This is a genomic window from Bradyrhizobium sp. CIAT3101, assembly GCF_029714945.1.
Lineage (GTDB): Bacteria > Pseudomonadota > Alphaproteobacteria > Rhizobiales > Xanthobacteraceae > Bradyrhizobium.
Genome location: NZ_CP121634.1, coordinates 1,252,938 through 1,272,815 on the forward strand (window position 1 = coordinate 1,252,938; position 19,878 = coordinate 1,272,815).

Annotated in this window: 15 protein-coding genes; 5 read left to right on the forward strand and 10 right to left on the reverse strand. The window is 64.9% G+C overall.

Annotated elements, in window-relative coordinates; genetic code table 11:
- Positions 1-71: 71 nt before the first annotated feature.
- The 7 genes from QA645_RS05685 to QA645_RS05715 all read right to left on the reverse strand — a co-directional run bounded on the left by QA645_RS05685 (position 72) and on the right by QA645_RS05715 (position 13,354).
- Entirely contained in the window at positions 72-1,013 is a 942-nt protein-coding gene (locus tag QA645_RS05685) for a sensor domain-containing diguanylate cyclase (RefSeq protein ID WP_283048789.1), read from the reverse strand.
- A 69-nt stretch (positions 1,014-1,082) separates the two neighbouring features.
- Positions 1,083-2,870, reverse strand: a complete 1,788-nt coding sequence (locus tag QA645_RS05690; RefSeq protein WP_283048790.1) for a tetratricopeptide repeat protein — start codon at positions 2,868-2,870, stop codon at positions 1,083-1,085.
- 155 nt (positions 2,871-3,025) lie between these two features.
- Entirely contained in the window at positions 3,026-6,136 is a 3,111-nt protein-coding gene (locus tag QA645_RS05695) for an efflux RND transporter permease subunit (RefSeq protein WP_283048791.1), read from the reverse strand.
- Complete coding sequence (locus tag QA645_RS05700; protein ID WP_283048793.1) at positions 6,133-9,318, reverse strand: efflux RND transporter permease subunit; 3,186 nt, start codon at positions 9,316-9,318, stop codon at positions 6,133-6,135. The genes QA645_RS05695 and QA645_RS05700 overlap by 4 nt, the downstream gene beginning before the upstream one ends.
- Before the next feature lie 8 nt (positions 9,319-9,326).
- Positions 9,327-10,562, reverse strand: coding sequence for an efflux RND transporter periplasmic adaptor subunit (locus tag QA645_RS05705; protein WP_283053095.1), 1,236 nt, complete (start codon positions 10,560-10,562; stop codon positions 9,327-9,329).
- 200 nt (positions 10,563-10,762) lie between these two features.
- Positions 10,763-11,860: a glycoside hydrolase family 3 N-terminal domain-containing protein gene (locus QA645_RS05710; protein ID WP_283048795.1), complete on the reverse strand. Its 1,098-nt coding sequence runs from the start codon at positions 11,858-11,860 to the stop codon at positions 10,763-10,765.
- A 198-nt stretch (positions 11,861-12,058) separates the two neighbouring features.
- On the reverse strand, positions 12,059-13,354 hold the full coding sequence (locus tag QA645_RS05715) for an MFS transporter (protein ID WP_283048797.1): 1,296 nt from the start codon (positions 13,352-13,354) through the stop codon (positions 12,059-12,061).
- A 90-nt stretch (positions 13,355-13,444) separates the two neighbouring features.
- On the opposite strand from QA645_RS05715, the gene QA645_RS05720 reads away from it, so the two are divergent.
- The gene (locus tag QA645_RS05720) at positions 13,445-14,041 is read left to right on the forward strand and encodes a TetR/AcrR family transcriptional regulator (RefSeq protein ID WP_283048799.1); all 597 of its coding nucleotides are present in this window, start codon (positions 13,445-13,447) and stop codon (positions 14,039-14,041) included.
- A 187-nt stretch (positions 14,042-14,228) separates the two neighbouring features.
- The gene (locus QA645_RS05725; RefSeq protein WP_283048801.1) at positions 14,229-15,548 is read left to right on the forward strand and encodes an aminotransferase class V-fold PLP-dependent enzyme; all 1,320 of its coding nucleotides are present in this window, start codon (positions 14,229-14,231) and stop codon (positions 15,546-15,548) included.
- Between the two features lie 19 nt (positions 15,549-15,567).
- On the opposite strand, the gene QA645_RS05730 is transcribed toward QA645_RS05725, so the two are convergent.
- Positions 15,568-15,966 carry a VOC family protein gene (locus QA645_RS05730; protein WP_283048802.1) on the reverse strand — a complete coding sequence of 133 codons (399 nt, stop codon included), beginning with the start codon at positions 15,964-15,966 and terminating at the stop codon, positions 15,568-15,570.
- Between the two features lie 120 nt (positions 15,967-16,086).
- Between QA645_RS05730 and QA645_RS05735 the strand changes: the two genes are divergently transcribed.
- The gene (locus QA645_RS05735; protein ID WP_283048804.1) at positions 16,087-16,527 is read left to right on the forward strand and encodes a hypothetical protein; all 441 of its coding nucleotides are present in this window, start codon (positions 16,087-16,089) and stop codon (positions 16,525-16,527) included.
- 188 nt (positions 16,528-16,715) lie between these two features.
- On the opposite strand, the gene QA645_RS05745 is transcribed toward QA645_RS05735, so the two are convergent.
- Positions 16,716-17,801: an AraC family transcriptional regulator gene (locus tag QA645_RS05745; RefSeq protein ID WP_283048805.1), complete on the reverse strand. Its 1,086-nt coding sequence runs from the start codon at positions 17,799-17,801 to the stop codon at positions 16,716-16,718.
- 230 nt (positions 17,802-18,031) lie between these two features.
- On the opposite strand from QA645_RS05745, the gene QA645_RS05750 reads away from it, so the two are divergent.
- Both QA645_RS05750 and QA645_RS05755 read left to right on the forward strand, forming a co-directional pair.
- Positions 18,032-18,370 (forward strand): hypothetical protein, encoded by a 339-nt coding sequence (locus QA645_RS05750; protein ID WP_254128055.1) that lies wholly within the window; start codon positions 18,032-18,034, stop codon positions 18,368-18,370.
- A gap of 81 nt (positions 18,371-18,451) precedes the next feature.
- Positions 18,452-18,694, forward strand: coding sequence for a DUF1488 family protein (locus tag QA645_RS05755; RefSeq protein ID WP_283048808.1), 243 nt, complete (start codon positions 18,452-18,454; stop codon positions 18,692-18,694).
- Between the two features lie 15 nt (positions 18,695-18,709).
- Here the strand turns inward: QA645_RS05755 and QA645_RS05760 are convergent, their stop codons facing one another.
- Entirely contained in the window at positions 18,710-19,732 is a 1,023-nt protein-coding gene (locus tag QA645_RS05760; protein ID WP_254128058.1) for an LLM class flavin-dependent oxidoreductase, read from the reverse strand.
- Between the last annotated feature and the right edge of the window lie 146 nt (positions 19,733-19,878).

A 19,878-nucleotide genomic window follows, 5' to 3' on the forward strand; every position in this document is an offset into this window, starting at 1 on the left:
ATAAACCTGTCCAACCGCGAGTTTTGATCAGACCGGGCAGCCGTTCGCGCGCGCATCTGCCGCAACCTGCCCTAGGCCGCCACGCCCTGCTTGTCGTCGCCGATCAGACGGACCCGGTTGCGGCCGGCGGCCTTCGCGTCATAGAGCGCGATGTCGGCCTCCGCGAACAATTCGACGATCCGTCGACGATGCGGGCGGCCAACCAGGGCAGCTCCGATCGAGGCACCGACCTGGAGGCGCAGACCGTTCCAGAACAGCGGGCGGTTCAACATCATGACAGTCTGCTGCAGCACGCGCGCGATCCGCGCAGGATCTTTCGGAGCGCGCAGGATGATCGCGAATTCGTCGCCGCCGAGCCGGCCGACCAGGCCGGCATTGTGGAAGGCCCGCCGCAGACGCTGCGCGACCTCGCACAGGCATGCGTCTCCGGCCAGATGGCCTGATGTATCGTTGAGCTGCTTGAAGCCGTCGAGGTCGATCAGAACGAGCGCTGACGCAAAGCTGTGATTCAGGCTGTCGTTGACGACCTCGCGATAACGGGCCTGAAACACCGCACGATTGGCGAGCCCCGTGAGCGGATCGGTTTCGGCCTGCTGCCGCAGGTTCTCCAGGGCCTGCCGGTCGGAGGTGACGTCCTGCTTGGAGCCGAAGATCCGCACCGGCCTTCCGCCCTCGCGCACCGCGTTGATCGAGAGGCGCATCCAGCGCTTTTCACCGCGCCAGGTCCTGATCTCGGTATCGAGCGTGACCGGGCAACCGCTCCGGATCACCTCGGCACGCGCCAGCTCCATGTGGCGCCGCGATTCGTCCATGTAGAGATCGACGATATTCGCGCGCCGCAGCGGATTGCTCTCGGGATAGCCGAAGATGTCGTAGACGCCCTGGGTCCAGCTCAGGCGCTCCGTCCCGAGTTCACATTCCCAGGCGCCGATGCGAGCGGCATTCAGAGCCTGATCGTACAGTCGTACGCGAACCTCGTCCGGCAAAGTCGAGGCAGCATGGTGTTCTGTCATCGACGATCCGGCAGCCCGTCACGATTTCGCCCAAGGACTTAAAGGCTAAGGCGGCTGCGTTAACGAACTCTATACGCCGGCTCGGCTGCAATGATCGAATGCTTCGGTCCGTGCCCGCAATTCCTCCCGCACGCGATCAAGCACGCTCTCATAGTCGCGCGTCTCGGTCTGCCGGAACAGCCGCACGCTCGGATACCAGGGGCTGTCCGCGCGATCGAGCAGCCAGCGGTAGTCGGGCGTCCATGGCAGCAGGATCCAGGTCGGGCGGCCGAGGGCGCCGGCGAGATGGGCGACGCTGGTGTCGACGGTGATCACGAGATCAAGGCAGCTGATCAACGCGGCCGTATCCGTGAAGTCGGTGAGATCGGCGGTCAGGTCGACAATGTCGCTTCGCTCGCGCAGGACCGCCGCATCGTGCGGGCGCGGGGCCTTCTGCAGGCTGACGAAGCTGGCATCGACGTCGAGGATGCCGGTCAGCGTTCGCAGCGGAATCGAGCGGGTCTCGTCGTTCACGTGGTGTGGATCGCCGGACCAGACCAGGCCGACCCGAAGCCTGGTGCGAGGACCGAGGCGATTCTCCCAGGCTTGAACAAGGCTGTCTGGAGGGGCGGGCAGATACGGTCCCGAGGGGATCGTATCGATACGGGTCTTGAAGGCGAGCGGCAGGCTGGATATCGGGCAGTGCAGATCGAAAGCCGGCAGCGTGCCCATGGCCGACCTCGGAATACAAAGGGATGCACCGCTCAGCGTCGACATCAGCCGATGCAACGGGTCCTGAACGACGAGAATGACGCGTGCTCCGCGCTCCGCCAGCATGGGGACGTAGCGGACGAAGTGGATGGTGTCGCCCAACCCCTCGTCGGCCGCGACAAGGATCGTCTTTCCCGCGATGTCGTCCTCCCCGAGCCACATCGGTCGCTGAAACTGAGGGTGTCTTGCCGATGACAGCTTCAATCGGGCCTGGTGTCCGCGCCAGCCGGCTTCGAGATTGCCTGTCAGGAGGTGGGCCAGAGATACATTCCACGCTGTCACCGTGCTGCTCAGCCCGAGCGAATTCATGCGATCGGACAGCGCGAACACCTCGTCGAAGCGATGAAGCTGGAAAAGCGCGACCAGCTTGTTGTCGAAGCCATCGACGAAGCGCGGCTTGATCGAGATGGCCTTGTCGAACCACGCCAGCGCCTCGTCATTCCGGCCGAGCCGCCGCAACGAAAGGCCGAGATTGTTGCAGATCTCGGCATTGTCGGGATCGAGTTCGTGTGCCCGCCTGCCGTCGGCCGCGGAGTCCTCGAACCGTTTCAGGCAATAGAGAACCCATGCGCGCGTCCGCAGCGTCGGGGCATGGTTCGGGCACAGGCTGTCGCTGAGATCAAGAGCTGCCACGGCCTCCTCGTTGCGCTCGAGCTTGTGGAGGAGAGCCCCGCTCTTATACAGAGCGTCGGGGTGATATGGATCGAGCTTGAGTGTCTGTTGAAAGCTCGGCAGAGCCTGATCGAGCCGCGCAAGTTGAATGAAGATGTCGCCGCGCTGTCGCCACAGCTCGGCATCGTCGGGCCGAAGCTGAATCGCCTGGTCGATGACGTTAAGCGCCTCATCGCAGCGCCCATATTGCTGCAGGACCGTCGCGAAGCTCGCCAGATATTCGGGCTTCGGCGCGCGCTGGATCGCGCGAACGATCCACGCGAGGGCCTCGTTGTATTGCCTGGCCTGGAGAAACAGCAGCCCCATGAGATGCTGGGCGTCGGTGTGTTCCGCATCGATGCCAAGGGCCTGCTGATAGCAGGCACGCGCGTCGAGAGGCCGTCCCTCCCTGACATGCGCAAGGCCCGCTTCGCAGAAGGCGGCTGCTGTGCTCATCGCTGCTCAAGTCCCGTTCATGGCGAACGTCCACCTCGACGGCGGCAGCGGCTTCTGACGGGCGCAACCCCGCCTCTCTGGCGTCGCGGTTGATTCGACTTCAGCAGGGGGAGATTGCGCGAGGCTTACGGCCAGGCTCGGAGTCCCTGGGCGTCCTAGCCGTTGAGACCGGGAAGAGACGAAGCGCCGACGGCAGCGGATGCCTGAGGCGCGCTCGCGGCGGGTGTCTTCTTCCTCCGCCGCAGCCTGTCCAGGAGCAGGTACATCGCCGGCGTTGAGTACAGCGTGAACAGCTGGGCGACGACGAGGCCACCCATGATGGTGATGCCGAGCGGCTGGCGGATCTCGAAACCCGGGCCGGTGCCGAAGGCGATCGGGACGGCGCTGAGGAACGCGGCCAGCATCGTCATCGTGATCGGCCGCGCCCGCAGCCGTGCCGCGAGCAGGATGGCGTCATGGGCGTTGAGGCCGCGATGCCGCTCCGCATCGAGGGCATAGTCGACCATCATGATGGCGTTCTTCATCACCATGCCGACCAGCAGGATGCAGGCAATGGTGGTCACCAGCGTGAACTGCGTTCCGGTCGCCCACAGCGCGACCAGCGCCCCGAAGGCGGTCGGCGGCAGGGTCGAGAGAATGGTCAGCGGATGGACGTAGCTCTCGTAGAGCATGCCGAGCGCGAGGTAGATCGCGATCAGCGCGGCTCCGAACAGCGCGGCCTGTTTGACGATCGACTTGTCGGCTTCCTTGGCTTCGCCGCGAAATTCCGCCTTGACGTCGTCGGGCAGCTTGGCCTCGGCCTCCTCCTTGCGGATCGAGGCGATGGCGTCGCCGATCGACGTGCCGGGCTTGATGTCGAAGAAAATCGTCGCGGCCGGAAACTGGGCGCTGTGACGCACCCACATCGCCGCGTGCGCGCGCTGCGGCTTGGTCAAGGCTGTCAGCGGCACTGCTTTGCCGCTGGCGCTCGGCACGTAGATCTGGCTCATGGAGTCGGGGCCGCTCGCCGCCTCCGGCTCGACCTCGAAGATCACACGCGCATAGTTGGTTGGCAGGAAGAGAAGATTGATCTGACGCTGGCCGAAGGCGTCGTTGAGCGTGTTGTCGACCGCGACGGGCGTGACGCCGAGCATCGCGGCGCGAACGCGGTCGATGGTGAGCCCGGCCTGCAGGCCTCCGGTCTCCCAGCTCGCGATGACGTCGATGATCTGCGGAATGCCGCGCACGCGCCGGATCATGCTTTCAGCGGCGCGTATCACTTCCGCTTCGTCGATGCCCCACATCGTATATTGAAACCTCGACCCACCGGACTGGACGCCGAGATTGAGATCCTGGAGCGGCACGAAGAACACCCGGACGCCGTCGATCCGGTTCATGCGCTCGCGCAGGCGCGTGATGACCTGCTGGATCGACAGCTTGCGCACCTCGGGCGGCTTCAGCGCGACCAGCATCTGCCCGACGCTGAGCGCGTTGCCATTGCCCTCGCCGATATAGGATGTGAGACCCGAGATCGCGGGATCCCCGAGGATCGCTTCGCCGACGGCTCGCTGCCGGTCTTCCATGGAGAGAAACGAGATGTTCGACGGCGCCACGGTCCGGACGAACATGACGCCGGTGTCCTGGGTCGGCATGAAACCCTTCGGCAGTTGCAGATAGAGCCAGACGCTGGCCCCTGTCAGGGCTGTGATCATCAGGACGGTGAGAAAACGGTGGCGCAGCGTCCAGTCGAGGCTGCGGGCATAGAAAGTGCGGTGGCCGGGGTCTGCGTCGGGGTTGTGCAGCCGCTGCCGGCCGCGATCCAGCAGATGTCCGCACATCATCGGCGTCAGCGTCAGCGAGATCACCGCCGAAGAAACGATCGCGACCACCAGCGTCACGCCGAACTCGCGGAAATAGCGCCCGACGACGTCGGGCATGAACAGGATCGGGATCAGCGCCGCGATCAGGGCGACGGTGATGGCGATGACCGTGAACGCCATCTGGCGGGCGCCGTTGATGGCGGCCTGCAGCGCCGGCTCACCTCCGGACATGCGCCGAATGATGTTCTCGATCATGACGATGGCGTCGTCCACGACGAAGCCGGCGGCGATGGTCAGCGCCATCAGCGACAGATTGTCCAGGCTAAAGCCGCACAGATTCATCACGAACAGGGTCGCGGCCAGCGAGACGGGGATGGTGACGCTCGGGATCATCGTCGCCCAGAACCGCCTCAGGAACAGCGCGATAACGAGCACGACGAGCACGGAGGCGATCACCAGCGTGAGCTTGACGTCGTTCACGGCGGCCCGGATCAGCGTGGTGCGGTCATAGATCGTGTGCAGCTTGATACCGGGCGGCAGCCAGCGCTGGATTTCCGGCAGCTCGGCCTTGATGGCATCGACGGTCTCGACGATGTTGGCGTCCGACTGCTTGTAGACGAACAGGACGACGCCGCGCTCGGTGCCGTACCAGCCGGCGAGGCGGTTGTTGATGACGCTGTCGCTCACGGAGGCGACATCGCCGAGGCGAACCGGCGCGCCGTTACGCCAGGCCAGCACGATATCGCGATAATCGACGGCTTGGAGCAGCTGGTCGTTGGCTTCGATGGTGAGACGCTGGCCGTCGACCGAGATCGCGCCTTTGGGCAGGTTCTGCGACGCATTGAGGACAGCGACGCGCGCTGCCTCCAGCGACAGGTTCATGGCGGCGAGTCGGGCCGGTGACACCTGGATGCGCACCGCACTACGCTCCGCGCCGGTGACGTTGATCCGCGCGACGCCGGGCAGTTGCGACAGTTTTGGCGAGATCACGCCGTCGGCGAGGCTGTAGACCTCACCGGGCGTGAACACGTCGCTGGTCAAGGCGAGCGCCACGACTGCGAAGCCTGCCGGGTTTGCCTTCCAATAGGTCGGCGGCCAAGGTCCTTTCGGCAGATTTGGCCCGGCCGAATTGATGGCGGCCTGCACCGCGCCGGCGGCGGCATCGATATCCACGGAGAGCTCGAACTGCACCGTGATGCTGGTGCCGCCCATGGCGCTGAACGAGGTGATTTCCGTCACGCCCGGGATCAGCGCGAGCGTGGTCTCGAGTGGCTGCGACAGCGCATTGGCGACCGTTGTCGGGCTTGCGCCGGGGAAAGGTGCGTAGATTCCGATGGTGGGCCGCTCCACCGCCGGCACCGAGGCGATCGGCAGACGGAAATAGGCGACGCAACCCAGCAGGAACACGCCGATCATCAGCAGCGTCGTCGCTACCGGCCGCAGCACGAATTGCGCGGTGATGCTCACGGCGCCGGCCGTTCGGCCTGCGGCAGCGCCGCCGGATCAATGGCGGATCCGGATTTCCATCCGAACCGGGTGCGCAGCGAGGCGAACGCCAGATAGACGACGGGGGTCGTGTAGAGCGTGAGAACCTGCGAGACGATCAGTCCGCCGACGATGGCGATGCCGAGCGGCTGGCGCAGCTCGGAGCCGGTGCCCGAGCCGATCGCCAGCGGCAGCGCGCCGAACAGCGCCGCCATCGTCGTCATCATGATCGGGCGGAAGCGCAGAATGCAGGCCTGCCGGATGGCGTCGAACGAGGACGCGCCGTCCTCGCGCTCGGCCGCGAGCGCGAAATCCACCATCATGATGGCGTTCTTCTTGACGATGCCGATCAGCAGGATGATGCCGATCAGCGAGATCAGATTGAGATCCTGCCGATACAGCATCAGCGCCAGCAGCGCGCCGATGCCCGCCGACGGCAAGGTCGACAGGATCGTGATCGGGTGGATGTAGCTCTCATAGAGCATGCCGAGGATCAGGTAGACCGTCACGATCGCGGCCAGCAGCAGCCACTTCTCGTCCGAGAGCGAGTTGGCGAACTCGGCGGCGGTGCCGACCAGCTTGGTCGTGACCGCATCCGGCAGTCCGATCTCGCGCTCGGTCTGGCGCAGTGCCTCCGTTGCGTGGCTCAGCGAAACGCCGTCGGCCAAATTGAACGAGATCGTGGTGGCGGGAAACAGCCCCTGGTGCGAGATCAGCAGCGGCGCGTGCTGCCGCTCGATCCGCGCGAAGGCCGACAGCGGCACCGGCGCGGAAGCCTTGCTGAAGGCACCGCTGAAGCCGCTGGTCGACTGATCGATCGTGCTGGCCGCGGCGGCGGCCGCGGTCAGATAAATCTTGCCCAGAATATCGGGATCGTTGCGCAAGGCAGGATCGACCTCGAGGATCACGTGATACTGGGTGAGGGGACCGAACACGGTTGCGATCTGGCGCTGCCCGAACGCGTCATAGAGCGTCTGGTCGATCGTGTTCAGGCTGACGCCGTAGCTCGCCGCGAGCTGGCGGTCGATGGTGACGGACATCTGCAGGCCTTCGTCCTGACGGTCGTCGGCGACGTCGGCGAGCTCCGGCCGCTTGCGCAGCGCCTCGACCAGGCGCCGGCTCCACAGCCGAAGCTCGTCCTCGTCGAGATCCTGCAGCGCATACTGGTATTGCGTGCGCGCGACGCGCGATTCGATCTGCAGATCCTGCGCCGGCTGCAGATGCAGCGTGATGCCGTGAACGCCCTCGACCGCATGCTGCAGCCGCGCCATCACGGTTGCCGCGGACGATGTCCGCGCGTCGGGGCTACCGATATCGATATAGAGCCGGCCGCTGTTCAGCGTCGTGTTGACGGATCCGATGCCGACGAAGCTGCCGACGGTGACGACGTCGGGGTCGCGCCCGATCACGGCGGCAAGCTGCTGCTGTCGCTCGGCCATCGCCGCAAAGGAGATGTCCTGGGCCGCATCGGTGGTGCCGATCAAAAGACCAGTATCCTGCAAGGGCAGGAATCCCTTCGGGATCGCGACGTACAGCATCACGGTCGCGACCAGAGTGAGTACGGTGAAGACAAGCGTGAGCTTGCGGTGTCTCAGCACCCAGTCGAGCCCCCACACATAGAAGCTGGCGGAGGCGTCGAAGCCGCGCTCGCTGATGCGGTACAGAAAGCCGTGCTGCGCGTTGGGGTCCTCGTGCCGCAGCAGCTGCGCGCACATCATCGGCGTCAGCGTCAGCGAAACGAGGCCGGAGATGACGACGGCAAAGGACAGCGTGATCGCGAACTCCCGGAACAACCGGCCCACCACGCCGCCCATCAGCAGCAGCGGGATGAACACCGCGATCAGCGACACCGTCAGCGAGACGATGGTGAAGCCGATCTGTCGCGCGCCCTTCAAGGCCGCTTGAAGCGGATCCTCCCCGTCCTCGACATAGCGCGCGATGTTCTCGATCATCACGATGGCGTCGTCGACGACGAATCCTGAAGCAATCGTCAGTGCCATCAGCGAGAGATTGTCGAGGCTGAAGCCGCACAGCGCCATGACGCCGAAGGTTGCGACCAGCGAGACCGGCAGCGTGACGCTCGGGATCACGGTCGCCCACAGCTTGCGCAGGAAGATGAAGATCACGAGCACGACGAGGGCCACCGTCAGCACCAGCGTGAACTGCACATCGTGGATCGCGGCCCGGATCGTCGTGGTGCGGTCGCTAACGACGGAGATCTTCAGCGCCGCGGGAAGCGAATCCTGCAGCTTCGGCAGGATGTTCTTGATGGCATTCACGACCTCGATGGTGTTGGCGCCGGGCTGGCGCTGGATGTCCAGCAGCACGGCGCGCTCGCCCTGGAACCAGGCCGCCTGCTCGGCATCCTCGACGCCGTCGATGGCGCTGCCGACATCGCGCAGCAGCACCGGCGCGCCGTTGCGATAGGCGATCACCGCGTCCTGATAGGCCTCCGCGGTGAACAGCTGGTCGTTGGTGTCGACGTGAAACGCCTGCCTGGGACCGTCGAGCGAGCCCTTGGGATTGTCCGCGGTGGTGGCGGCGATGCCGCGGCGAACGTCGTCGAGCGACATGCCGAGCCCGGCCAGCCGGGTCGGGTTCATCTGCAGGCGTATGGCCCGGGTTTGTCCGCCTTCGATGCTGACGGCGCCGACGCCCGGGATCTGCGACAGTTTCGGCACCAGAATGGTCGCGGCGTGATCATTGGCCTCGTGCAGCGCCATCGTCTTCGAGGTCAGCGCCAGGATCAGCACCGGCGTGTCGGCCGGATTGACCATGCGATAGGTCGGCGGGCTCGGCAGCTGCTCGACCGGAATCCAGCCCGCCGCCGCATTGATCCGCGCCTGCACGTCCTGCGCGGCCGCGTCGATCTTGCGCGACAGGTCGAATTGCAGCGTGATCTGGCTGTAGCCGTAGGAGCTGGTCGAGCTCATGTCGGTCAGCCCGGAGATCGTGCCGAAATAATGCTCCAGCGGCGCGGTGATCGAGGTTGCAACGACGGTGGCCGAGGCGCCGGGATAGCGCGTCACCACTTGGATGGTGGGGAAGTCGACATTCGGCAGCGGCGCGATCGGCAGCTCACGATAGCCGAGCATACCCAGCAGCACGACCGCGACGATCATCAGCGTCGTTGCGATTGGCCGGAGGATGAAGGGCGCGGACATGGCGGACCTCAGTCAACGCGCGGCTCGGAGCGCGGCTGGGTGGCGGGCTGCGCCTTGGCGGTCGGCGTCTGGCCCTCGATCGTGATGCGCGCGCCGTTCTCGAGCCGGTAATAGCCGTCGGTGACGACGCGCTCGCCCCTGGCGAGACCCTTGTCGATCAGCGCGCGTCCGTCGAAAATCTGTCCGACCGTGACGGGGCGAAAGGCCGCCGTATCGTCCGCCTTCGCGACCCAGACGAAATCGCCGCGTGGGCCGTGCCGCACGGCGATCGCCGGCGCGGTGATCGCGTTCTTGCGCGTGTCCACCGTGATCCGCCCGTTGGCGAAATTGCCCGGCCAGAGTTTCAGCGCCTTGTTCGGAAAGGTCGCCTTCAGCTTGATCGTGCCGCTGGCCTGATCGACCTGGTTGTCGACCAGCGTGATCGTGCCCTTGTCGAGCTCGGTGGTGTTGTCGGCGGTGAGCGCGACCACAGGTGCATCGGCCTGGCCGAGGCTGAGCCGGGTCTGGCCGACCGCGACCGCGGCGAGGGTGTAGATCACCGAGATCGGCTGCAATTGCGTGACGGTGACGATGGTCGTCGGCGACACCGCGCGGACGTAATTGCCCTGGTCGACCTGGCGGATGCCGAGTCGTCCGTTGATCGGCGCGCGGATATTGGTGAAGCCGAGCTGCGTGCGCGCATATTCGATCTGGGCGTCGTCGTTGCGGACCTGCGCCTTGTACTGCTCGACCAGCGCGTGTTGCTGGTCCACGACCTGCCGCGAGATCGCGGCGGCCTTCTGGATCAGCGCATCATAGCGCTCCATGTCGATCTGGGCGCCGTCGAGCAGCGCCTGATCCTTCTGCCTCACCGCGATCTGCTGATCGAGCTGGGCCTGGAACGGGCGCGGATCGATCACCGCGAGGATGTCGCCTTGTTTGACGTCCTGCCCTTCCTGGAAAAGGATCTGGACGATCTCGCCGTCGACCCGGCTCTGCACGTTGACGGTGTTGTAGGCCTGGATGGTGCCGATGCCGGTCAGATAGATCGGGACGTCCTCCGCCTTCGCGGCGGCGACTTTGACGGCGACCGGCGGCCGCGGAGGAGGAGCGGGCGCGACACCGCGCTCGGCCTCCGCTGCCTGCATGAAGGGCAGCGCGAACGGGAGCTTGATGTCCTTCAGGTCATTCCTGAAATAATAGGCCGCGGTGCCGGCCGGCAACACGACCAGCGCGCCGATGAGGAGTTTTGCTGCGCGTTTCACGTTCAAACCCATCACCTGAGCCGGCCGCCGGGTCGATCGTCCCGGCGTGGAACCTCCTTAGCACGAAGCAACCTGACGTTGATATATCGGCAGGGCACGATATGCTACCATTCGTAACATTAGCACGTGTAGCATATCGAGATCAACGGCGCCGGCGCTGCTGAACGTCAGGTCCGCTGATGGATTTCGTCGGGGAGGCCCTACACGACTTCGACGGTCGCCGCCTCGAACTGGGTGCCGGCGCCGCGATGGCGGGCAAGCACCTCGGCGGGCAGCTCCGACACGGCGTTCTGCGCGGTGCTCTCGAGCATCGCGTTGACGCGCTGGCTGGAAGCCTTCAGCACGGCCGGATCGAGCTTGCCCGAATCGACGCCGTTGATGATCGACTGGGCGAGCGCGCGCGCGCGTTCGGTGTCAGTCAGATGCGAGCAGATCATCAGCATGTCGTTGCCGGCTGCCATGAAGCGCGCACCGGCATCCGGCGCGTCCAGCCGGCCCGCCATCGCGCGCATGCCGACGTCGTCGGACACGATCACGCCGCGGAAATTCATCGCCTCGCGCAACAGCCCCTGCGTGATCGCGCGCGACAGCGTGACGGGGTCGTTGGCATCGAGCTTCCGGTACAGGATATGCGACGTCATCATCATCCCGATGCCGCCGTCGATCGCGGCGGCAAAGGGCTTCAGCTCGCGCGCCTTGATCTGGTCGAGGTCGAGATCGATGACCGGCAATTCGTGATGGGAATCCACCTGCGTGTCGCCATGCCCCGGAAAGTGCTTGCCGCAGGCCCGGACGCCGCGGCGCTCCATCGCCCTGGCGAACGGCAGCATCGCCTTGATGACGTCGTCAGCGGTGCGGCCGAAGGCGCGCTCGCCGATGACAGGGTTGGCGGGGTTGGAGTGAATGTCGAGCACCGGCGCGAAGTTGAGATTGCAGCCGAGCGAGGCGAGCTCGACGCCCATGGCGTCGCCGACCTGCTCGGAGGTCCCAGCCCAGCGCGCCGCATAGGAAAAGCGCGTGATCGGTGCCGGCGTGCGGCAGACGCGTCCGCCTTCGTGATCGATGGCGATGAACTGCTTGTCGCGCTGCGAGGCGTCGCGGATCGCGGCGATCAGATCCCGGTGGACCGACAGCCAGTCCCGATAGGGCAGGTCGTGGCGGAAATTGCTCTTGTAGAGGATGACGCCGGCGGGCCGGAGATCCCGCAGCAGCGCGCGGTCGCGGTCATCGAGCACGCTGGTCGGCTTCAGGCCGATGAAGAAATGGTCACCGACCGTTGAAAGGAGGGAAGCGCTCATTCGCCAGGCCGCCACAGATCGTTTCGGTTGATTGGGATGGAGCTGGACGCAACGCGAACTCTCAAGCTCCTGCACGAGCCATCGCGTGGCCCGCTTCGTCATCACAATATTTCAAATTCCTTAACGGAATCAACCTCCAAATCAAGCAACGCGGGCAGCTGCGCCGGCAAGGTCAGTGCCTTGCCGGCACGTCGTCTCTCACGCCGCAGCGAACTGTGGCTGCTTCGGCCGCCGCCCGATCATCAGCGACAGCACGGCTGCGACGATGCCGGTCATGCCTGCGATCATGAAGGCCTGCAGATAATCGCCCTGCGACGAGCGCATGAAGCCGGCGAAGAAGGCGGCGCAGGCGGCCCCGAGTTGATGGCCGGCGACGACCCAGCCGAAGATCAGCGGCGCGTTCTTGTCGCCGAAGGCTTCGTTGGCGATACGCACGGTCGGCGGCACGGTCGCGATCCAGTCGAGGCCGTAGAACACCGCGAACACCGACAGGCTGACGAACGAGAAGTCCGAGTAGGGCAGGTAGATCAGCGACAGCCCGCGCAGGCCGTAATAGAAGAACAGCAGCTTGCGCGGATCGAAGCGGTCGGTGAGCCAGCCCGACAGCGTGGTACCGAACAGGTCGAAGAATCCCATCAGCGCCAGCAGGCTTGCGGCCTGCACCTCGAAGATGCCGTGGTCGCCGCAGAACGCGATCAGATGGGTGCCGACGAGGCCGTTGGTGGTGAATCCGCAGATGAAGAAGGTCGCGAACAGGAACCAGAATGTCTGCGTCTTCGCGGCGCGCACGAGGTTGCCGATCGCCGCGACGAACGGATTGCCCTGCGCCGGTGCCGCCGGCTGGTCGTCATGCGTGCTGCCATAGGAGCGCAGGCCGATCGTTGCGGGCCGCTCCGGCACCAGAAAATAGACCAGCGGAATCAGCGCCGCGCAGCAGGCCGCCACCGTCAGCACCACCGGCTTCCAGCCGCCCCATTCGACCAGCGATGCGAGGCCCGGCATGAAGATGAGCGTACCGGTGGCCGTGCTCGCGGTCAGCAGTCCCATGACGAGGCCGCGATTGGTGGTGAACCAGCGGTTGACGATGGTGGCGCCGAGCACGTTGGCGACCGCGCCCGAGCCGATGCCGGAGAGCAGTCCCCAGCTCATGAACAACTGCCACGGCGCGGTCATGAAATAGCTCATCGCCGTCGAGACCGACATCAATGCCAGCGCGCCCAGCACGGTGCGGCGGATGCCGAAGCGCTGCATCACCGCCGCGGCGAACGGACCCGCAAGGCCGTAGAGGAAGATGCCGACCGCGGCCGACGACGAGATCACGCTGACGTCCCAGCCGAAGGCTTTTTGCAGCGGCAGCATCAGCACGCCCGGCGTCGCGCGCAGGCCGGCCGAGGCGAGCAGCGCCAGGAAGATCACGGCGACGACCACGAAAGCGTAGTTCGGGCCGAACGGCCGCCGGGAGACGGAGGTGGATTGAAAGGAGGGTTCGGGCATGTTACTTACCGGTACGTATTGCGATGCGGTACTAATACGTACCGGTCAGTAACATTGTCAAGCCCCGTGCCTGAGACGAGACGAAGCGAGATGCCCAAGAAAGCCGAGAAACCCGCCGAAGCGCCGCTCCGGGCCGCCGACCGGATCCGCGCCTCCGCCAGGGAATTGTTCTACCGCGAGGGCATTCGCGCCGTCGGTGTCGACGAGGTGGTGGACCGCGCCGGGGTGACAAAACCGAGCCTGTATCGCGCCTTCGCCTCCAAGGACGATCTCGCCGCTGCTTATTTGCGCGACTACGATCTGAGCTTCTGGGAAAATTTCGAACGCCCCGGCGGCAAGACCTACGGCAATGCGCGCGATCACGTGCTGGCCTATATCGGCCAGCTCTCGTCGCGCGCCGTGGCCAAGGGCTATCGCGGCTGCGGGCTGAGCAACGCCGCAGTGGAATATCCCTCGCGGGACAATCCCGCCCGGCAAGTCGCCGAAGCGCACAAGAAGGTGTTTCGCAAACGCCTGCGCGAGCTCGCAGCCGGCATGGGTGCGCGCCAGCCGAACGTGCTCGGCGACGCGCTGCTGCTCCTGATCGAGGGCATCTACGTCACCGGCCAGCAGTCCGAAGACGGCCCCGCGCAATCGGCGCTCGCAGCGGCGAAGCTGCTGATCGATGCGAGCGTGAAGGCGGGGTGAGGCTAATCGGCATCTGGAGCCTTCGAAGCGGTGGCCACGCCCTCCGTCCTCATCCTGAGGAGCCCGCCTAAGCGGGCGTCTCGAAGGATGGCCGCAAGCGCAAGTCCGCATCATTCAACTGTCACTGTGCTGTCATTCGCGCTCTATTGATTGCGGCTCCGTTCGCTGCGCATTCGTAGAGGCTGACATGAATCTGATTGAGACCATTTCGTCCAACCGCCGGTCGATTCTGAAAGGCCTCGCGGCCGCAGCCGTGGCCCCGCTTGCGACACCGGCGATGGCAGCCGAAGGCTTGCCGCCGTCGCCGACCGGAACGGCCGCCGCCATCGCCACCGACAAGGCCTATTGGGCCGCCGTGAAGGGGCTCTATGCCGTGACGGGCGATGTCGTCAATTTCGAGAACGGCTATTGGGGCATCATGCCCGAGCCGGTGAGGCGCGAGTTCATCCGCCAGTCCGACATGGTCAACTTCCAGAACACTTTTTACGCACGGCAGCGCGTCGGCGCGGATTTCGAAGCCGTGCGCGCCAGGGTGGCCGAGGCGGTTGGTGCCGCGCCCGAGGAGATCGCGCTGACGCGCGGCGCGACCGAAGCGCTGCAGTTGCTCATCGGCGGCTACAACAGGCTGAAGCCTGGCGACGGCGTGCTCTATGCCGATCTCGATTATGATTCGATGCAGTATGCGATGAATTCGCTCAAGGCGCGCCGTGGCGTCGACGTGGTCAGGTTCGACGTGCCGGAGCCCGCGACCCGCCAGGCGGTGCTGGATGCCTATGCCCGTGCCATCGAGGCCAATCCGAAGACGAAACTTCTGCTGCTGACCCATGTCAGCCATCGCACCGGCCTGGTCATGCCGGTCGCGGAGATCGCACGCATGGCGAAGGCGAAGGGCATCGACACCATCGTCGACGCCGCGCATTCCTGGGGACAGATCGACTTCCACGTCAATGACCTCGAATCCGATTTCGTCGGATTCAACCTGCACAAATGGATCGGCGCGCCGCTCGGCGTCGGCTTCCTCTACATCAGGAAGGACCGCCTCGCCGCCATCGACCGCGACATGGGCGATGAGGATTTTGCGGAGACCGACATCCGCTCGCGGGTTCACACCGGCACGGTCAATTTTGCGACCGTGCTGACGGTGCCCACCGCCGTCGCGCTGCATCAGCAGATCGGCGCCGCGGCAAAGCAGGCGCGCCTGCGTTATTTGCGCGATTATTGGGTGAGCCGCGCCCGCGGCTTCAAGGACATCGAGATCCTGACGCCGGATGAAGCCGGCTCCTATGGCGCGATCACGTCCTTCCGCCTCGCCGGCAAGACCAGCAAGGCCGACAACGAGGCGATCGTGGTGAAGCTCCGCGACAGCCACAAGATCATGACGGTGCGCCGCGCCGGTGTCGCCAAGGGCCAGTGCATCCGCGTGACGCCGGCGCTCTTTACCGATGAAGCCGATCTCGACCGTCTCGTCGAGGCGCTCGCCGTCGTCACGGGCACGAAGACGGGGTGAGGCGGGAGACGGCCGGGCGTCAACCGCGCTTGATGGATTGGATCAGGTCCCAGCGGTTGCCGCAAATGTCCTCGAACACAGCCACGACGCCATAAGCCTCCTGCCGCGGCGGCCGAACGAAACGGACGCCGGCGGCGATCATGCGAGCATGATCGCGCTCGAAATCGTCCGTTTCCAGGAACAGGAAGACGCGGCCTCCGGTCTGGTCGCCGATGCGCGCCGTCTGCGCCGGACCGTCCGCCCGCGCCAGCAGCAGGCCAGAGCCCAAATTGCCGCGAGGCCGCACCACCACCCAGCGCTTGCTGCCGCCAAGCGGCGTGTCCTCACAAAGCTCGAAATTCAGGGCACGCGTGAAGAAGTCGATCGCTTTATCATAGTCCGCGACCACGAGACTGACGAGCGACAGGTGCTGGTTCATGGTGCAATCCGGTGAATGGCGGCAAGAGCGGCAAGAGTGGCAAGGCGGCCGCCCCATTTTATCAGCCGGCAGTCTGGTTTATCTCTGTCACTCCGGCGCCCGGCGCAAGGAGACAGACGCGTGCTCGACCATCTTCTCAGGTTCATGACGCTCGGATCGATCATCGTTGGCATGGCCGCGATTTATGCGGCGCTGCATACCAACAATCGGCGCTTGGGCGCGGACATCTTCCTGCGATATTCCGACCGGGTCTCCGATCTGCGACGCCGCCTACCGGTCTCGGTGTTCGTCGATCACGAGGCTGCCGGCGACATCGAGATCACGGCGGAAGAGCGCCGGGCCGTGCACGAGATCATTCACTCGATCTTCGAGCTCTACGAGCTCAAGGTGCACGGCTTCTTTCCGCCGGCGATCTGGAAGATCCGCGAGCCCGACATCGAACGGCTGCTGTCTCTGCCGGTGTTTCAGCAGGAGCTGGCAAGCATGGAGGGCCGCTATACCAGGCATCCGCGTTTGGCGGCCTGGCTCGCGAAGATCCGGGGTCGGCAAGAGACGAGCTGACTTGCGCAGCGAATTGGGTCGCGGTCTCACCGCCACCCGAGCTCCGGCGCGACATGCTTCACGATCGCTTCGATCGCATCGGCGCAATAGTCGACGCGGAGCTGCTTCGAGATCGTCAGCAACAGCTCATTGCGGCGAGGGTGTCCAATGTTCGAAGGACGGGAATCCGGATTTCTTCACGGAGCCATCTAGTGGCGATCGGGAGCCTTTGCGATGGGCACCTCGGAGGAAACCTGGTCACGAGCGGAGCCGTCTCCCGTGTCGTCATCCTGTTCGGGGGTGTCCAGAGTACGCCATTGCCTCGGTGTCATTCCGGTCCAGCGCTTGAACGCATGGGTGAACGCGCTGACCTCTCCGTAGCCGAGCAGCCAGGCGGTTTGCGAGATGGGCAGCTCATCGTCCTTCAGATAGCTCTTGGCGAGGTCGATCTTCATCTCGTCGAGGATGCCGCTGAAGGTCACTCCCTCCAAGGCGAGGCGGCGCGCGAGCGTCCGATGGCTCATCCCCAAGCGGCGGGCGATCTCTTCGACCCGTGCCTCACGATGCGGGAGCAGGGGGGCGATCGCATTCTCGACGCTTGACCTGAGCGAGGCCGCACCGGATTTCCGGTGCGCGAGCGCCTGCTCGCAATACGTCACCAGCAGGTCGTTCAGATAATGGTCAGCGCTCTCGATCGGGATGAGACCTGTTGATGTCGGGAAGGTGATCTCGTCGACGTCGCAGCCGAATTCGATCTCGCATCCCATGAACGATTTGATCCCCGCAGGCGTCGTGCGACGGCGATGGGCGACCCGCACGCGACTCGGAACCAGCCGACGATTGGTCAGGGCGCGGTTGATCCGAATAATGGTGGTCAGCCAGAATTCAATCTGGTGCCGATCCGATCGCCTGTTGACGCCGACATATCTCAGCGCAATCGTCATGTCCTTGGCGGCAAATCGCAGCGAAACCCCTTCATTGGCGAGGTAGCAATAGCGCTCTGCCTTGGACAAGGCTTCGGCGACCGTGCCGGAGGATGCCGCGACGTAATAGAGCAGGCCGATTTCGCGCAGGTCGAAGTCCCGAGCCAGATGAAATCCGAGCGTGTCGTCCTGCAGGACCTCCGCACCAAGCTCCAGAAATCGGATCTGGCTTTCAGCGCCAAGGCGCGCCTTGCGATCTTCGATCTGCTCGCGCGTCAATCCGGCCCTGGATAATAGTCCGTCCGCCTCGATGCCGGCGTCCTGCAAACGTGCCCATACCAGGCGCGCGATTCCGCCGGTGGCACTGGGCATTGTTTCAAAATGGGGCGAACGGGCAGTCGGCACACCGAACCCTTTCGTCGTTGCCGCTGCGGGCCTTGCTCCCTTGGCTCGCAGATCGTGATCGCGGCAGGAGAAATCAAGTTATTGGCTCACGATAACAAGAAACCGGGGGTCGTGTGACTTAAATCGGTTGCTTGCCCTCCGACCAGTCTTGCGTTGTCGGGGGGCAGCCCCCTTCCCCGAAAGCTACGATGGTCTTGATGTCCAGCAGCGACGGCGCCGCGCCGCCCATCAACGTGAAGATATTGCGAGGGTACGGAACGTTGCTCGGAATTCCCGACGTCGCCCACGGCGCGCGAATCGTCGCGCTCGAACGTGTCGGGGATTGCGAGATCAGCATGTTCGAGGCGCTGGGAGGGGGCTTGCCCCAAAGCCCGTTGTTCTGGATGGAGTTGTTCGACCTTCGCGTTCACGCGTCGCGCGACAGTCGCGGCTGCCACAACATGCGCGATGCAGTCGCAACATTCGAGGATTTTGCTTCGCAAGCGAGCCGCCTGGCTGAGGTATCGCCAGGCATGGTCGGCGAAACGGTGGGCTGACGATTGCCGCGTCCAGGAGCAGCTCCCGTCAAAGCCGTGCAACTGACACGTGGCCTGCCACTGGGGTATGACGCGGAGCGGATGGCCTTTCTGTTCACGATGATGCATGGGGCCAGGATGGTCGACTGCGAGGTCAGCAGCGCAGCGCTGGACGACCTCGATGCCACGAAGGGCACCCGTCCCGACGAAAGGCAGGCCCAGTTCCTGCGCCTCCGCGATGTCATCGAGCGTGTCGCGTCATCCGCCTTCGAACAGCACGGCAAGCGTCGCGGCGTGCGGGTCCGCATCTTCTCCAAGCACGTCAAAAGCCTCAGACCTGCCTGAGGCGGCGCAATCGTCTCACCGCCACCCCAGCGCCGGCGCGACGTGCGTCAGGATCGCCTCGATCGCATGGGCGCAATAGTCGACGCCGAGCTGGTTCGGGATCGTCAGCAGCAGCGTGTCGGCCTCGGCGATGGCTTCGTCCTGCCTGAGCTGCTCGATCAGCGCTTCCGGCTCGGCCGCATAGGAGCGGCCAAAGATCGCGCGGGTGCGCGGATCGATGAAGCCGATCTGGTCTTCGCCGCCGCGTTCACGGCCGAAATAAGCGCGGTCGCGATCGTCCATCAGCGCGAAGATGCTGCGGCTCACCGACACGCGGGGCTCGCGGCTGTGGCCGGCCTCTTTCCACGCCGCGCGATAGGCGCGGATTTGCGCCGCCTGCTGCACGTGAAAAGCTTCGCCGGTCTCGTCGTTCTTCAGCGTCGAGCTCTGCAGATTCATGCCGAGCTTTGCGGCCCATACCGCGGTGGCGTTCGAGCCGGCGCCCCACCAGATCCGTTCGCGCAGGCCTGTGGCGACCGGCTCTAGGCGCAACAGTCCCGGCGGGTTGGGAAACATCGGCTGCGGATTGGGCTCGGCAAAACCCTCGCCGCGCAGGAGGTCGAGAAAGACTTCCGCATGACGCCGGCCCATGTCGGCGTCGCTCTGGCCCTCGGCCGGGCGATAGCCAAAATAGCGCCAGCCATCGATCACCTGCTCGGGCGAGCCGCGGCTGATGCCGAGCTGAAGCCGGCCGCCGGCGATGAAATCGGCGGAGCTTGCGTCCTCAACCATATAAAGCGGGTTCTCGTAGCGCATGTCGATCACGGCCGTGCCGATCTCGATTTGGCTCGTCTTCGCGCCGACGGCTGCGAGCAGCGGGAACGGCGAGGCGAGCTGTCGCGCGAAATGATGCACGCGGTAATACGCGCCGTCCAGGCCGAGCTGTTCCGCGGCAACCGCAAGCTCGATGGATTGCAGCAGCGTATCCGCGGCCGAGCGGGTCTGCGATTGCGGCGAGGGCGTCCAGTGTCCGAAGGACAGGAATCCGATTTTCTTCATGGGGCTATCTGGTGCACGTGGTCTTGGGATCGTGATGTTGGGATGACGTCTGGCGGATTGGCGAACCGTAACCTGTCCAGCGGTGGAAACGGAGGCGGGTGTAGCACTGGAATGCGTCGAACGGGCACACTATGCCGTGTTTCGAT

Bases quoted from the DNA above. Each gene is read 5' to 3' on its own strand.
- QA645_RS05685 (WP_283048789.1), bottom strand. From the start codon at position 1,013: ATGACAGAACACCATGCTGCCTCGACTTTGCCGGACGAGGTTCGCGTA.
- QA645_RS05690 (WP_283048790.1), bottom strand. From the start codon at position 2,870: ATGAGCACAGCAGCCGCCTTCTGCGAAGCGGGCCTTGCGCATGTCAGG.
- QA645_RS05700 (WP_283048793.1), bottom strand. From the start codon at position 9,318: ATGTCCGCGCCCTTCATCCTCCGGCCAATCGCAACGACGCTGATGATC.
- QA645_RS05710 (WP_283048795.1), bottom strand. From the start codon at position 11,860: ATGAGCGCTTCCCTCCTTTCAACGGTCGGTGACCATTTCTTCATCGGC.
- QA645_RS05715 (WP_283048797.1), bottom strand. From the start codon at position 13,354: ATGCCCGAACCCTCCTTTCAATCCACCTCCGTCTCCCGGCGGCCGTTC.
- QA645_RS05720 (WP_283048799.1), top strand. From the start codon at position 13,445: ATGCCCAAGAAAGCCGAGAAACCCGCCGAAGCGCCGCTCCGGGCCGCC.
- QA645_RS05725 (WP_283048801.1), top strand. From the start codon at position 14,229: ATGAATCTGATTGAGACCATTTCGTCCAACCGCCGGTCGATTCTGAAA.
- QA645_RS05730 (WP_283048802.1), bottom strand. From the start codon at position 15,966: ATGAACCAGCACCTGTCGCTCGTCAGTCTCGTGGTCGCGGACTATGAT.
- QA645_RS05745 (WP_283048805.1), bottom strand. From the start codon at position 17,801: ATGCCCAGTGCCACCGGCGGAATCGCGCGCCTGGTATGGGCACGTTTG.
- QA645_RS05750 (WP_254128055.1), top strand. From the start codon at position 18,032: ATGTCCAGCAGCGACGGCGCCGCGCCGCCCATCAACGTGAAGATATTG.
- QA645_RS05755 (WP_283048808.1), top strand. From the start codon at position 18,452: ATGGCCTTTCTGTTCACGATGATGCATGGGGCCAGGATGGTCGACTGC.
- QA645_RS05760 (WP_254128058.1), bottom strand. From the start codon at position 19,732: ATGAAGAAAATCGGATTCCTGTCCTTCGGACACTGGACGCCCTCGCCG.